Here is a 13,841-nt window from a genome sequence, read left to right as displayed (position 1 = left end):
CCCTCCGGAGACACCCGTGACCACCTCCGCCACCCACGCCCGCACCCACTCCCCCGACCGGTTGCTCCTGCGCGGCGGCACCGTCGTCGACACCGACCCGCATGTCACCGCCCGGCCGAACACCGACGTCCTGATCGAGAACGGCACGATCGCCGCCGTCGGCTCCGGGCTGTCCGCCGAGGGAGCCGAGGTCGTCGACGCACGCGAGCGGATCGTGCTGCCCGGATTCGTCGACACCCATCGCCACGTCTGGCAGTCGGTACTGCGGGCGGTGGCCGTGGACAGCGACCTCGGCGACTACCTCGGGTTGGTCCTCGGCCGACTCTCCCCCGCGATGCGTCCCGAGGACGTGTACACCGGCAACCTCGTCGGCGCGCTGGAGTGCCTGGACTCCGGCATCACCACGGTGCAGGACTTCTCGCATGTGCAACACCGCGCCGAACACGGCGACGCGGCGGTGAGCGGACTGCGCGCGGCCGGCATCCGGGCCGTCTTCGGCTACGGCCACCCGCCGTTCGACCCGGCCGCCCGCGACCCGCGCCTCGTGCGCGATCTGCGCGCACGACTGTTCGCCGGCGACGACGAGCTGGTCACTCTCGCGCTCGCCCCCGGCGGGCCGTCGTACACACCGATCGACGTCGTCGAGGAGGACTGGCGCCTGGCCGCGGAGTTGGACATCCCGCTGGCCGTACACGTCGGCAGCGGTCCGGTCGCCCAACGTCCCATCGAGGCGCTGCGCGACCGCGGCCTGCTGAACGCACGCACGCTGTACATCCACGGCAACTCGCTGCCCGACGACGAGCTCGCGATGATCGCCGACTCCGGCGGCGCGCTGTCGATCGCGCCGCACATCGAGGCACAGATGGGACACGGCGCTCCGATGATCAACCGCTCCCGCACCGTGGGACTGGTCACCGGTCTCGGGGCCGACGTGGTCACCAGCGGCCCCGGCGACATGTTCTCGCTCCTTCGCGCGGCCCTGCTGACCAGCCAACTAGCCAATGGATCAAGGCTGTTCGCAGCCGACATGCTGCGTATGGCCACCATCGGAGGGGCCGCCGCGCTGGGCCTGGCCGATCGAATCGGATCGCTGGCCGTGGGCAAGCAGGCCGACGTGGTCCTGCTCCGCGCGGACGCGGTCAACCTGGTCGGCGCCACGCACGACATCGCCGGGGCGGTCGTGGCGTGCGCCCATCCGGGCAACGTCGACACCGTCCTGATCGCGGGCCGCACCGTCAAGCGCGCGGGCCGACTCACCCACCCGCACCTGTCGACCGCTCTCGCGGACGCCCACAACTCCGCCGCCCGCCTGGCGACCACGCCCTGACCCATCGAGCACGAGCCGGCACGACCGGATACGACCGGGCGTGCCGGCAACGACACCCGACGATCGGCAACCGGCAACCGGCCGGGAAACGGCATGCGGTGCCGGTGGCACCCCACATGTCCTCCCGGTTCACTCACCTCCCGCTTCCCCGTTCGTTGACCCGTGGACAGTCCTCATGCAGGCTCTGGTCCCAGATGTGGGGGATCATCGTGGGGAGGCACAGGGTGACGTACTGCGGGAGCTGTTCCGGACAGCGCTATGTCCCGATGGACACGATCTGCAACGGCTGTGGCGGGTCCGGCCAGAACGGAATGGGCTCGGACAACAATTGGTCCTGCTCGGGATGCGGCGGATCCGGGCGGATGCAGGCGATGGTGCCGTGCCCGACATGCGGTGGGTCAGGGGGATTCGCGGACGGCGGCGGCCCGGCGTACGCACCCCCGCAGGTCCCACTCACGCGTGCCGGGCGAATAAAGGCCAAAGTCTTCAACCTGGTCGCCCTCGGCGGAGTGGCCGCATACGTGTACTACTCGACACGATAGACCCCACCGAAGCCGAGCCGACACCGCAGCCGAGCCGACCCCGCACGGCGGCTTCGGGCGGAGCAACGGTCACCGTCCGGTCCGCCCGAAGCCGCGCGGAGGACGATGCCTCCGCGGCGGAGAACGACACCTCTATATACAGGACGCGCTCATGGCTGGAACGCGCCTATATAGGGGTACCGCTTCAGCGAGCGAACCCCCTCCGCCCGGCCCCCGAGGCACACTCGCCCGCACGCCGTCGCCACACCATCCGCGCCCACACCCGGCCCGCGGTCACCGCCTGGCGAAGCTCGCCTCGCCGAACCGGCGCCGCTCCCACTTCGGCGAGACTGCTCGACCCGCGCGGCGATCGACCGTCCCCGCAATCGGCCTTCCTTACGATCGCCCCTCGCCGCAATCAAACTTCCCTGCGGTCGACCTTCCCTGCGGTCAGCCTTCGCCGCGACGGGACACCGCTCTCTGTCCGAGCCCTCCGTTAGTGTCGCTTCCCCGACAATCGAACAAGGATTCGATCGACAAGCGACCATTCTCCTCGTCGAGTTCTCGGAAAGGGCCCCTGTGAAGGTACGGATATCCCGCGACCGCCTCGTCGAGGGCATCGGCTGGGCCGTGCGCGCACTGCCCGCGCGACCGGTCATTCCCGCTCTCGCCTCGTTCCGACTCACCGCTGCCGACGGCACCCTGACAATCTCCGCGTACGACTACGAGGTGTCGGCCGGTATCGAGGTCTCGGCCGAGGTCGGCCGGCCCGGAGAGATCCTGGTCCCCGGTCGGCTGCTCGCCGACATCGCGCGCGCCCTCCCCCGCGACCACCCGGTGGACCTGAGCGTGGACCCGGCGCGAGCCCGGGTGACCTGCGCCGGTTCGTATTTCGCGCTCCCGCTGCCGGCTCTCGCCGACTATCCGGCCACGCCACCGCTGCCGGAGACCGCGGGGACCGTGAGCGCGGCCGGATTCGCCGAGGCCGTCGCGCAGGTCGCGATCGCCGCGGCCCGGGACGAGAGCCTGCCCGTACTCACCGCGATCCGGCTGCACCTGGCCCACGACGCGCTGATCCTGGCCGCGACCGATCGTTATCGGCTGGCGGTGCGACGGCTGCCGTGGCGCCCGGCCACCGAGGATCCGGCGCGAACCGCCCTGGTGCCGGCTCGGGTACTCGCCGATCTCACCAAGCACCCGGGAGACGGCGAGGACCTCCGGCTCGCACTCGGCCCGGAACCGGGTCGCCGCGGCCTGCTCGGGCTGGCCGGGGGTGGGCGACACGCGACCACGCGACTGCTCGACCACGAGTTCCCGCGCTACGACTGGCTGTTCGACAACGAGACCACCGCCGTCGCGACGATCGACGCCGCGGCGCTGATCGAGGCCGTGCGGCGGGTGTCCCTGGTGGTCACCCGCAACGCCCCGGTCCGGCTGTCGTTCGCACGGGACTCGCTCCGGATCGAGGCCGGTACGACCGACCAGGCCGAAGCGCGCGCAACGGTGCCGGTCGCGATGACGGGCGAGCCGACCAGGGTCGCGTTCAATCCGACCCACCTCCTGGACGGCTTGGCCGCGCTCCGTACGCCGACCGCTCGGCTGGTGTTCAGCGCACCCACGAAGCCCACCGTCCTGACAGACGACACCCACGCGGACGAGCCGGAGCGGACGAACGGGTCCGATGATCCGAACTCCCCGGCCGAGCCGAACAAGCACGCCGGCAGCCCAAATCGCGACGCCGACGCCCCGAGCGCCTCGGAGCCTCCGGACTATCGCTACCTGCTGATGCCGATGCGCGGCACCTGATCAGCCTGCCGGCCCGACGACTCGCCAGGACTCACGCCGCGCGGCCCATCAGCGCGTTCAACACCGCGTCCGTATCGGCCAGGTCCGCGAGCACAACATCGGCGCCCGCCTCCGCCAACGCGGCCATGCTCGTCCTACCGGTCGCCACAGCCACGCACCACGCGCCGGCCGCCCGGGCCGTGGCGACATCGCGCACGGTGTCCCCGACTATCACGGTGTCCGCACCGACGTGCCGCAGACCCAGGTGCTCCTCCGTACGTGCGAACGCCCGCGCGGGCAGGTCGGTTCGCTCGTAGGCGTCGTCGCCGTACGCACCGAGCCGGAAGTCGACGTGGTCGGCGAGGCCGAAGACCGTCATCTTCAACACGGCGAGCGAGTAGAGGTTGCCGGTAAGCACCGACTGGTGTACGCCGGGCATCGTGCCGAGCGCGGTCAGTACCTCCGACGCACCTGCCAGGACACGCCCTTCCGCAGCCAACTCGGCTTCACGTACCCGGAGTTCGGCAACGATCAGGTTCAGGAAGGCATCGAGCATGCCGCCCTCCGGGGGCATCCCGTGCGCACGTAGCACCTCGCTCGCCGCAGCCAACTCGGTACGCCCGTCGAACTGCCAGGGCTGGTCCAGCGCACGCCCGGAAATCTGGCGAAACGCCGCGGCGTAGGCTCGCCTCGACACCGTTCCGCCGTCGATCAGCGTGTGGTCGATGTCCCACAACACCAGCCGGGGGCCGGCTTCATCAGTCGCCATGCGCACTCCGATCGTCGACAACCACGTGTGCGGCCGTTGCTCAGAGCATCGCACTCGTCGCCCCACGCATCGACGACGGGGTCACCGAAGTCACTACGGAAAGCGCTGACATGCGCACTCGGAGTGCTTTTTCGCCGGATCGTGCCACTCCCGGGATGCCCGATCGATGGATGCCGAGACAAGCCGATGACGCCGAGGGCACTTCCTTATCAACCCTAAAAGTAGATTTCCTGGCTATTTACGGTGATTTCGACGGTCGATCACGCGGCCCGGCTCATGCCCGGGAAAGCCCGGCACCGGCGCTTCGCGGCCCCACACCGCCGCCCGCCGTGCTTTTCCGAGAGCCGGCGGGCCCCGATATCACCACGAATCCACCGTGCCCACTCTGCGGAGAGGCACGAGGAAGGCTCTGGGAGGGCCCGGGAAGGCGCCGGCAGGGCATCACGGAGACGCCGGACAAACGCGAGAGAGCGCCGCGTAAGGCGTCGCATGGACGCTGATACACGGCGACTAACGGACGGGTCGAGCCACTCCGGAAATGGCCTTTGACCTGCAACTTGCATGGCAACCGGTTCGGCAATCCGCACGGCGGTCTGTCCGTGGAAATGTGCGTGGCGATGTGCGGGCAGATGTATGACGTTCTATAACCCAACCCGTTCGTCAATCCGCATGGCTGTATGGGCGGGTGTGCGGGTGGCTGTGCGGCTCGGTCGGCGGACGCGCGGAGTCCTGGGCGGCCGGTCGGAGCAACGGGCGGAACAGCGGCCCGGGCGGTGGAGCCGCCGGTGGATCTCGCGGCGGGTCTCACGACGGGGCGTCGGCTCGGTGTGGCGGCCGGTCACGCAATGGGGCGAACGGTGGATCCGACGGTCGATCAAGCACCGGCTCACGCGAACGAACACGCGACGAAACAGACGACGGAGCACACACTCGGCGCCTGGGTATTCATGCGTGACAGGGGATGGATGTGCGGGCGGATCTTCCAACATGCAGATCGAACACGGCGGCAATGCCTTATTTTCTGGGCTTTTGCGCTGTTCTCGTGACGACGTCATCGCGATACGCGACACGCCGACTCTCCTGACAGGAAGTTATTTGCCGGAGATCGCGATAGGCTTCGGGCGTTGACACGAAAGGACGGTCATGGCCACTTCCCGGGAGCGTTGGACCGTGGCGAGGCTCGCGGCCATCGCGGGTCTGCCCAGCAAGGTGGGCTACGAGGCACGGGACCGAAACGTGCTGCACCCGACGGTGCTCTCGCCCAGCGATGTATTGCCCCTGCTCACCTTCGAGGCTTTGCGAAGGATCAGCTGGCCGGGCGAGAACTATGCGCGCAATACGCCACAACGTCTGCGCCTGTGGGAACACCTGGCCATCGAGCACTCACGAGTGGGCGATCTCGCCGATGTCGACCCGATGACCGGCCTCTACGTGCACCCCTCGGGTGCCGACCTGGCCGTTCGACCGAGTGAACACGCCGCGCTCGCGCTGCGGTTCGTCGAAGAGAACACGCCTTACCAGTACCTCACGCTCGGCGCGTGGGCTCAGCAGGCTCTGCGGGCCCTCGCCGCCGAACAGGAGCAGGTCGGACGACGCCACGGTGCCGCCTGACCACCCCGCGGCGGAATCGGCCGCAAAAGCAGAGCGAGTGGCCTAGGAGTCCAGCCCTAGTCCACTCGCTCGCAGCTCAGCGCCCCTAAGGGCGCCGTCGGAGAAAGGAGGCCTGTCAGCCGCTTACACAACCGAACAGTGAGACCCAGCCGTTCCGGTACTTCCACGCGCCGAACGGTCGGGTCAGCCATACCTCTTTCTCTTCACCAGCTTCAGGAGCAGATCATACCTGCGATCCCCGAGGCAGGCCCAGTGCTGTCTTCAGCCAGGTCCTTGCCCTCTTCAAGTGTGCCCGAATCCTCTGGATTCACGATGCAGGCTCGGGTCCGCGCCGCCTTGCGCGCCGCGCGCGTTCGCGTCGGTGGCGCCCGAGGCGTCGATCCGACCATGCCGGACTCGGTCCGCCGTGCCTCCGTCAAGGTCCCGCTGTGTGTGGTGACCGGCGAGGCGTACAGCGACCTGGCCTTCGTCTTCGCCGCCAAGGTCGGCCATCTCGCGGCCGGCCCGAATCAGCCCGGCTGCATCGCCGACCTGACCACCATCGCCCGCTACCTGGGCCTGACCGTGCGCTCGGTGACCCAGCCCGACGGCCGGGTCGCGCTCAAGGCGCCGTCGTCCCTGTACGCCGCGCAGAAGCAGCTCACCGCCGGCGAGGAACTGACCGTCGTACGCCGCACCAAGCCTTCCGGTACCGGGACTTCGGCCGTTCGCCGGTTGCGCACACCGGAGAAGGGCGAACCGTGGGTGATGGTGCCCGTGGCCCTCCTGGGCGCGGTGCCGCACCGGCACGCACGGGCGTACGCGGTCATCTGCTATGCCCGGGCCCGGGGTCACCACCTGACCTACGCGGAGCTCGCCGACGTGCTCCGACACCAGTCCGGCCGCCGGATCGGCGAGCCGGTGAGCGTTCGCGCAGCCCGCGGCGTGGTCTCCGACCTGGAACGTTGGGGCTGGGTGGAGGTGGGCCGTCGCGAAGGGTGGCAGGGCCGCAACATGCTCGTGCCGCTCCGACCGTTCGAGCACCCGAGCGAACACGAGTCGGCGGCGGCCGCGGGTGTGGACACCGAGGCGATCGAGCCGGTGGACATCTTCGCCGGAGATTTTTCCGAGGAGGGGACTGCGGAGGGCGCTCGGAACGACAGCGCGGAGTCTTCCGCGGCCGGTAGCGCGGAACTCTGCGCGAAGGGGAGCGCGGAAGAGACGGGGGGAGAGCCTGCGAGGGAGTTCGGTGCGACGAGCGAGCCGAACAAGGCGAGCGGGATCGTCGAGGCCGTCGAGGCCGTCGAGACCTTCCGCGACGGGGCCGCGGGGGAGTCGCGAGCGGCTGCCGCGACGCTTCCCGCGGCCCGTTCCGCGATGCCCTCGAAGACCGCTTCGCGAACCGGTCTCGTGGGCCCGTCCGAGTCGCCCCAGAACGGTATTTCGGCAGGTCGGAGCCTATGTGCGGAGGGTCAATGGACGTCGGGTGCGCAGGGGGTTGGGACCTCCGTCACGTATAAGGAAGACACTCCGATTGACCTACAGATGAACGCGGACTCCCGAGGGGGTTCCGCCCGAAGGGCGTCTTGCGGAGTAGACGGGCGCGAGCCCGCGACAAGCCCGCGATCGGCCTTCACGACGACCCCTGCGAATGGGGCGCCTGCGGCGGAACCCCGTCGAACTCGACACGTGACGGCGTCGAACCACCGGACCACCATCTCCGCAACGGCTGCGAAGGCGTTCGCCGGAATCGGCCCGCTGGTAGCCAGGATGAGCACCGGACAGCGGGTTCTCGCCGCCGGCCTGGTGGACCGCGCCGTGGCCGAAGTGGGCGACGCGGACCGGGTCTTCGCCCGGCTGGCGTACCGCTGGCGGACCCAGGAAGGGGCCGTCAGGAGCCCCATGGGTTGGCTGGACGGTCGAGGGCTGGCCCGGCGTGGCTGCGCCGATCCGAACTGCGAGGACGGCCGCCTGTGGCTGCCCGCGAGCGGTCCCGGCGTCGGGGTGGCCGGCGACCCGTATGCCTGCCGCAACTGCGCCCGCCAGGACGAGGATCGGCGGGCGGCGGCGGACGACCGCTTCGGTGCCGAGCGGCGTGCCGCGTACCGGTCCCGGCAGGTGGAGGCACCGGTCGTGCCGGCCCGACGGACGCCGACTCCGGCGCCGATCGGCACCTGCGACGACTGCGACAGGGCGGTTCGGGGGCTCCGGGAGGACGGGGTCTGCGCCGAGTGCCGTGAGGACCGTGAGGCAGCGGCCGAGGCTGCGGGAAGCGCGCCCCGAGCCCTTCAGTCGGCGTTCTGAGCGCCTTCGGTGCGGTCGGCGGGAAGTTCGGTGGCCTTGGGGTCTGTGATGGCCTCAGCGGGCCGTTCAGCGACTTTGCAGTGATCGGGCGAGGTGGTGCGAGGCGGCGTTCGGCTTTGGTGAGAAAGCCCCCGAGCGCTGATGAATAGGGCGAATAGGTTTATTCGGGCGGGCTGTTCGCGTCGCGGCCGGTGGCCGGGCATGCGGACGGCGGAGCGAGGCTCGACGCGGTCCTGGGCGAGATGCTCGGGCTCGGGCTTTTGCCGGGACTTGCGTTCAGGAAGCCGAGGGGGCTTGGCCGGCGATCGTGCGAGGAAGGCACGTGGGCTGCCGCTCGGTCGGGTTCGGCGCTTGCGCGCCCGTGCTCGTGGAGGGGCACATGAGTGCGCCGTCGGCGAGCACGGGGGACTGGATGGCCTCCGTGCCCGCCGACGGCGGGTTACTGCTGGGGCGAGAAGATCTCGGGGCGGCCGAGGGCGCCCTCGGCGTCGAGACGTTCGAGGAACAGTTCGACGGCGGCCGAGAACAGGTACACGACCAAACCCCGCTTCTCGGTCGCGGTGAGTTCGGTGTCGAGGTCGCGCGCGAGTTCGTACACGGCCGGGCTGACCCGGTAGCTGGAGGACTGGCTGGGGTCGGTGATACCGCCCCTGGCACGCAGGAACGAGCGGATCATCTCGATCTGCTCGTCGTTGTCGTCGGGGAGTTCGAGCAAAGCGGCGTTGAGGTAGTGGCCGAGGGCCAGCCGCCGGTTCTGCGACGAGCGCTTGTCGGCTGTCAGCCGCTTGCCCAGGCGTGCCTTGACGTCGGGCAGGAGCCGGAATCCCCAGGTCTCCCAGCCCTTGGAGTTTATCCGTGCGTCGAGAAAGCTATCGAGCAGCGACGCGTGCGCCGACTGCCCGCCGGCACCGCTGCCGACCGTGCTCGGCGCGGCGGGTGCCGGAGCAGGAGCGCTGCGCCGAGGAGCGCGGGCGGCCGGGGCCTTGGCGGGGGCGGATGCCTTCGCCGGCTGGGGAGCCGGGGTCCGAACCGGCTCTGCGGTACGGGGGGTGGTTTCGGCAACCGGGGCGGGGTCGGGGGCTCTTGCGGGCTCCGGCTCCGACTGTGAGGTCGGCATGGGTGCCGGTTGGGCGGTCGGGTGCGGAGCCGGCTCGGGCTCGGGCTCGGGCCGGGCCGCCTCGAGGCGAGGTGCCGGGGTGGGAGCCGGCTCCGGCTCGGGTGTGGCTTCCGGCCGGGGGTTCGGGGTGGCGGCTGCCGCCGCCGGTTCCGAGGACGGCTCCGCAGTCACGGGCTCGGCCGCAGGCTCGGGCTCGGGTGCCGAGACGGACTCGGCGGCCGCGGCCGCGACGGGCTCCTGCGCAGGCGAAACCGTGCTTTCGGAGGCTCGCGGGGCTTCCTCACGCGCGGCCGCCGGAGCGGGAGCCTCCTCGACGGCGGGCGCCGCGGCGGCGTGTACCGGCTCGGGCTCGGGGGCGTGAGCCGGCTCGGGTTCGGTAGCCGGTACGGCGGTTGCCGCGTTCTTGAACGGCGGCCCCGAGGTCATGCCGCCGGACGTGCCGCTGCCGCCGCCGCCCATCTGTGCGAGGAGCGCCGCCGTCGAATCGGTGCCCGAGTTGAGGAAGCTGCCGTTCATGGCGTCCTGCAGCGCAGCCGCCAGGACCGACGACTGGACGGCGGGGGCCTTCCGGGCTTTGGCCCTCGACTTGGGCGCGGGCTTCTCGTCTGTCATCAGGCTGCCTGCTTCACACGGTCGAACAGTTCGATGGCCAGCTCGGTGTAGGCAACGCTCGCGGCGATGTTCGGTTGCTCTATGCAGACGGGGCGCCCGATCTCGTACGCCTGCGAGATCCGGCTGTCCCGGCGGATCTGCGTCTGGAAGGGGTCGAGGCCGTAGTCGGCCAGCCGCTGCTCGACCTGGTCGTCCTCGCTGGTGCGGCGGGACGGGGCATTGGCCTTGTTGATGACCGTGCCGAGGAAGCGCGGCTCGCACTCGCCGAGGGTGCGCTCTGAGGTGGCCGCCGTCAGGCCCTTGATCACCGCGGCGCCCTGGACGGTCGCGTACAGCGGTTCGCACACCGCGACCACGAAGTCGGCGGCGGCGAGGGCGACCGCGGACAGGGCGCTGACGCTGGGCGGGGTGTCGATCAGGATGATCGTGGGGGTACGGCGGATGGGTTCCAGGATGCGCCGCAGGATGCCGGTGGTGGAGAAGTCCATTCCGGCGATCTTGCGCTCCGCGTCGACCATGGTGCTCTGCACCGAGCCGAAGAGGCTGAGGCTGCCGGTGGTCTCGAACGACTTCAGCAGTTCGCTGCGGTCGAAGATCATCTCCGGTACGTCGGGCGTCATGCCGTTCAGCTGGGCGTACAGCGCGAAGCCGACCGAACGCTGGGGCTGCGGGACCACGCCGAGCGCGACGCCGGCCTGGGCCTGCGGCTCGAGGTCGACCACGAGGGCGTGAAAGCCGTTGATCGCCAGAGCGCTCGCGAGGTTCACCGTCGTCGTCGTCTTCCCGGGACCCCCCTTCTGGCTGGCCACCGCCACTACTGCACCCATGGTGCGTCCTCTCCAGGTAGAGCGGCCGAACGCCTGCGGGAGCCGGGTTTCTGCCCGGTGGCCTGTCAGAGCCGTCCACTGCACCTGACAGGGAAGACGACGTACCTCCGGGGTAGCTGCTCGATACTTCCGTCGGAAGCCCGAAAACGCAACGAACCAGGATCTAGCGGGCAGAACCTTCAAGACGTCCTTGAGGGGTCCGACCTAAGTTTTGTCTGTCAGGTTAGCAGCGGAATCCCAAAATTCACTGTGACACTCGAAAAACCCACCCGTATGTCCCGGTTAACCCGTTTGGTCGGGCGAATCAGCGCCCCCAACAGACTCTTTTGGCGCACGAATTGCCGATCGAACTCTCGATTTATGAGGCACCCGTTCGACATATCGAGACACAGGCCGAATCGTCGACCTGGGCGATCCCTCGGACACCCCCCGAACGGGCCGGCACCCACCCCCCGGACGGACGCCTCATCCCGCACCCAAGCCCCTGATTGACCGGTCGAGTGACACCCCCACCCCACCGCCGCAGCATGCCGCCCCTCGACCACTCCTCGACCGGGCCCCCGAAATCACCCGAGAGAGGGCCCGGTCGGGCGTGTCGCGACTCCGGCGGTCGCGACGGGCACCGCGCAACACGGGTGCGGTTCCGCCGGGTTGGCGGGGTGGCCGGCACAGCCGGATGGCTTCCGGGGGTGGTGCGGTACCCGGCAATTTGGTGATGGGACGGGGCGAGCGCGTTCGATCGTGTGGGTCCCGGGTCCGCCCACGCGCGCGCCGACGGGTGAGTGAATCTCGGAACCAGTCGCCAAGCCGGCCGAGCGACGGCCTGCCGGATGCGCCTCGGCCTGCGGCGAAGTCGCACCACGCTCGATCCGCAGCCGGGCAGGCCGGCCGTTGTTCCCGGAAGCTCCCGAGCGGCTGTTGACGCAAGGGCCGGGCGCGGTCGCGGACCGAGCATGCTGCCGCCCCGCCATGGCCGGGGCGCGATCGGCCCGGCCCGGTGGACGCGGAACCCACACGCTCGACCACCCCACGCCGTCCCATCACCAACGCGACCGTCATGCCATCCGCGCTTGCACATGTCGACCGCCCGTCGTTCCGCCCGGTGATCGGTTCGACCCGACGCCGGTCGGTCCGCCCGCCGTCCTGCTCGCGCGCCGTTCCGTCGCGTTATCCGGCCGCTCGCCCAGGCGTCGGTACGTCGGTCGGTCGTTCCGCCCGCCGGTCGAGCCCGTCGTTGTGCGCTGGGCGGAGCGCTCTGTCGAGCGTGTGGGCCGTAGGACGGTCGCCCGCATGCGCGGATGTGCGTTCCGCCCGTCCGGGCCGCCACAGAGGCGTTGAGAGGCCGTCCCGGCCGTGGTGCCACACGCGCGTCGTGCGCTTGCGTGTGTCGGCCGTCCGCCGAGTCGATGGCCGACCCGAACGTGTACCCCTTCGGCTGTCGGTCGTTCGCGTGCGGCGTCGCTCGGGCGTTCCGCCGCATCGGCCGCACATCGAGTCGGCCGCACATCGCATCGGCCGTTCCGAGATCCGTTGGCCGGTTGGTCGCAAGGCCGGTTGCTCGCAAGACTGTCGGATCGGGCCGTACGCAGGCCCGTCCGGAGGGGCGACCGTCCGCCCGACGGCCCATGGACCAGCCGACCGACCGGCCCGTACGCAGACCCGGTCGGCCATCCGCCCGTCGTTCCGACCGCAGACCCACCGCCGGTCAGGAAGAGCGAGCCGGCCGGCCGTAGATCGATCCCTCCGCCCGGCCATCGCTCCACACGTCCGCCCACCCGCACGTGCACCCAGCCGGCTGTGCACCCGAGCATCGTTCCGTCCGTATGTCGCTCCGTCCGTAGGTCGATCCATCCGACCGCAGGTCCATCCGTCGTTCGTTCCGTCCGCATGCCCATCCATCCGCACGCCCGTCCCACCCAACACCCGCCCGTCCAGGCATACGCACGCACGGTCACTCGCCCGCCCACCGAGGCAGCCATCGAGCCGCAGACCCACTTATCCGCCCACCCGTCGTTTCGGCCGACCGCCCGCACATTCATCCAGCGTTCTGCCCGAAGGCACATCCCTCCAGCTGTCCACCCAAACACACGCCCATCCAACCGCACACCGGCCCGAACACCCGTGCATCTGTCGATCGATCCATCCGCACACACGGTGATCCATCCGCACAACCGTCGTTCCACCCGAACGCCCAGCCATTCGTACATCCACCCCTACAGCCGACCATCCACCCGCACACAGGCACAGCCACAGCAACGCCCACACCTACATCCAGCCATCCACCGATACATCCGACCGAACGTCTGCCCACCCATTGCGACACTCATAGAGCCGTGCATCCGTAGACAGATACGCACGCCCGACCGTAGGTCCACCCATTGATCCGTGCGCCCGACCGCAGATCCACAGACACATCCACACGTCCAAGCATCCACCCGCACATCCAGCGCAACAGACGCCCGCACACCCGCCCGCACAGCCGCCGTTTTAGTGTTGCAGTGTTCCGAACATACCCCGCTTCATCACATTGAACATCTACACGAACATGTACGCGCACTTACGCTCATGCAGCTTGGCGAACATCTCTATGAATATGATGCGCACCATCTCATGACACATACTTCGCTCCAAGTGCCGCAACAATCTCCGTTGCATGAGTTGTGAACTTGTGAAATTGCCAGGTCAGAGGCCATATATGCACCTGGCAGTTGGGCCCAAGCTCCGTTGTCCCGACTACGTGGGTCGTCCCTCGAGTACCAGAAGAAAGTATCGACAGGTGCCGATCGATCGTCCGTCAGTGTCCACTGGAAGCCAGAGGCGAACGGCTAGCCCTACCCTTCACCACGTCGGCCTTCGAGTGTCCACTCCAACGTGGCAGCGCACACGCCTGCCGACCTCGCAGCCCCAGCCTCGGGCAGTACATATCGCCGAAGCCCCACGGCCAAAAACACCCAAAGGCTGCCGTCGGAGCGTCGCCAGACGACGTGCT

General features: G+C 69.5%; 8 protein-coding genes. 5 read left to right on the top strand and 3 right to left on the bottom strand.

All coding sequences use genetic code 11. The features are described from left to right. Positions 1-16 precede the first annotated feature (16 nt). On the top strand, positions 17-1,327 hold the full coding sequence (locus ACIRL2_RS10385) for an amidohydrolase family protein (RefSeq protein ID WP_402231472.1): 1,311 nt from the start codon (positions 17-19) through the stop codon (positions 1,325-1,327). Positions 1,328-2,427: 1,100 nt separating this feature from the next. Further along, positions 2,428-3,654: a DNA polymerase III subunit beta gene (gene dnaN / locus ACIRL2_RS10380; RefSeq protein ID WP_402231470.1), complete on the top strand. Its 1,227-nt coding sequence runs from the start codon at positions 2,428-2,430 to the stop codon at positions 3,652-3,654. A 31-nt stretch (positions 3,655-3,685) separates the two neighbouring features. Here dnaN and ACIRL2_RS10375 read toward each other — a convergent pair whose 3' ends face one another. Next, the gene (locus tag ACIRL2_RS10375; protein WP_395859056.1) at positions 3,686-4,402 is read right to left on the bottom strand and encodes an HAD family hydrolase; all 717 of its coding nucleotides are present in this window, start codon (positions 4,400-4,402) and stop codon (positions 3,686-3,688) included. Between the two features lie 987 nt (positions 4,403-5,389). Here ACIRL2_RS10375 and ACIRL2_RS10370 point away from each other — a divergent pair. The 3 genes from ACIRL2_RS10370 (at position 5,390) to ACIRL2_RS10360 (ending at position 8,296) form a co-directional block, all read left to right on the top strand. Continuing rightward, positions 5,390-5,530, top strand: coding sequence for a hypothetical protein (locus tag ACIRL2_RS10370; RefSeq protein ID WP_395859055.1), 141 nt, complete (start codon positions 5,390-5,392; stop codon positions 5,528-5,530). Positions 5,531-5,545: 15 nt separating this feature from the next. Next, positions 5,546-6,013: a hypothetical protein gene (locus ACIRL2_RS10365; RefSeq protein WP_020554288.1), complete on the top strand. Its 468-nt coding sequence runs from the start codon at positions 5,546-5,548 to the stop codon at positions 6,011-6,013. Between the two features lie 387 nt (positions 6,014-6,400). Continuing rightward, positions 6,401-8,296 carry a hypothetical protein gene (locus tag ACIRL2_RS10360; protein ID WP_402231468.1) on the top strand — a complete coding sequence of 632 codons (1,896 nt, stop codon included), beginning with the start codon at positions 6,401-6,403 and terminating at the stop codon, positions 8,294-8,296. 439 nt (positions 8,297-8,735) lie between these two features. Here ACIRL2_RS10360 and ACIRL2_RS10355 read toward each other — a convergent pair whose 3' ends face one another. Together ACIRL2_RS10355 and ACIRL2_RS10350 are read right to left on the bottom strand one after the other, a co-directional pair. Then, positions 8,736-10,025 (bottom strand): hypothetical protein, encoded by a 1,290-nt coding sequence (locus tag ACIRL2_RS10355; RefSeq protein ID WP_402231466.1) that lies wholly within the window; start codon positions 10,023-10,025, stop codon positions 8,736-8,738. Further along, on the bottom strand, positions 10,025-10,852 hold the full coding sequence (locus ACIRL2_RS10350) for a ParA family protein (RefSeq protein WP_078980120.1): 828 nt from the start codon (positions 10,850-10,852) through the stop codon (positions 10,025-10,027). Before ACIRL2_RS10350 ends, ACIRL2_RS10355 begins: the two co-directional genes overlap by 1 nt. Positions 10,853-13,841: the final 2,989 nt, after the last annotated feature.

It is taken from the genome of Embleya sp. NPDC127516 (assembly GCF_044765325.1).
Lineage (GTDB): Bacteria > Actinomycetota > Actinomycetes > Streptomycetales > Streptomycetaceae > Embleya.
This window is presented reverse-complemented; position numbering and strand designations above follow the sequence as displayed.

Coding starts and splice junctions, on each gene's coding strand:
- ACIRL2_RS10375 (WP_395859056.1), bottom strand. CDS start 4,402: ATGGCGACTGATGAAGCCGGCCCCCGGCTGGTGTTGTGGGACATCGAC.
- ACIRL2_RS10370 (WP_395859055.1), top strand. CDS start 5,390: ATGCAGATCGAACACGGCGGCAATGCCTTATTTTCTGGGCTTTTGCGC.
- ACIRL2_RS10365 (WP_020554288.1), top strand. CDS start 5,546: ATGGCCACTTCCCGGGAGCGTTGGACCGTGGCGAGGCTCGCGGCCATC.
- ACIRL2_RS10360 (WP_402231468.1), top strand. CDS start 6,401: ATGCCGGACTCGGTCCGCCGTGCCTCCGTCAAGGTCCCGCTGTGTGTG.
- ACIRL2_RS10355 (WP_402231466.1), bottom strand. CDS start 10,025: ATGACAGACGAGAAGCCCGCGCCCAAGTCGAGGGCCAAAGCCCGGAAG.
- ACIRL2_RS10350 (WP_078980120.1), bottom strand. CDS start 10,852: ATGGGTGCAGTAGTGGCGGTGGCCAGCCAGAAGGGGGGTCCCGGGAAG.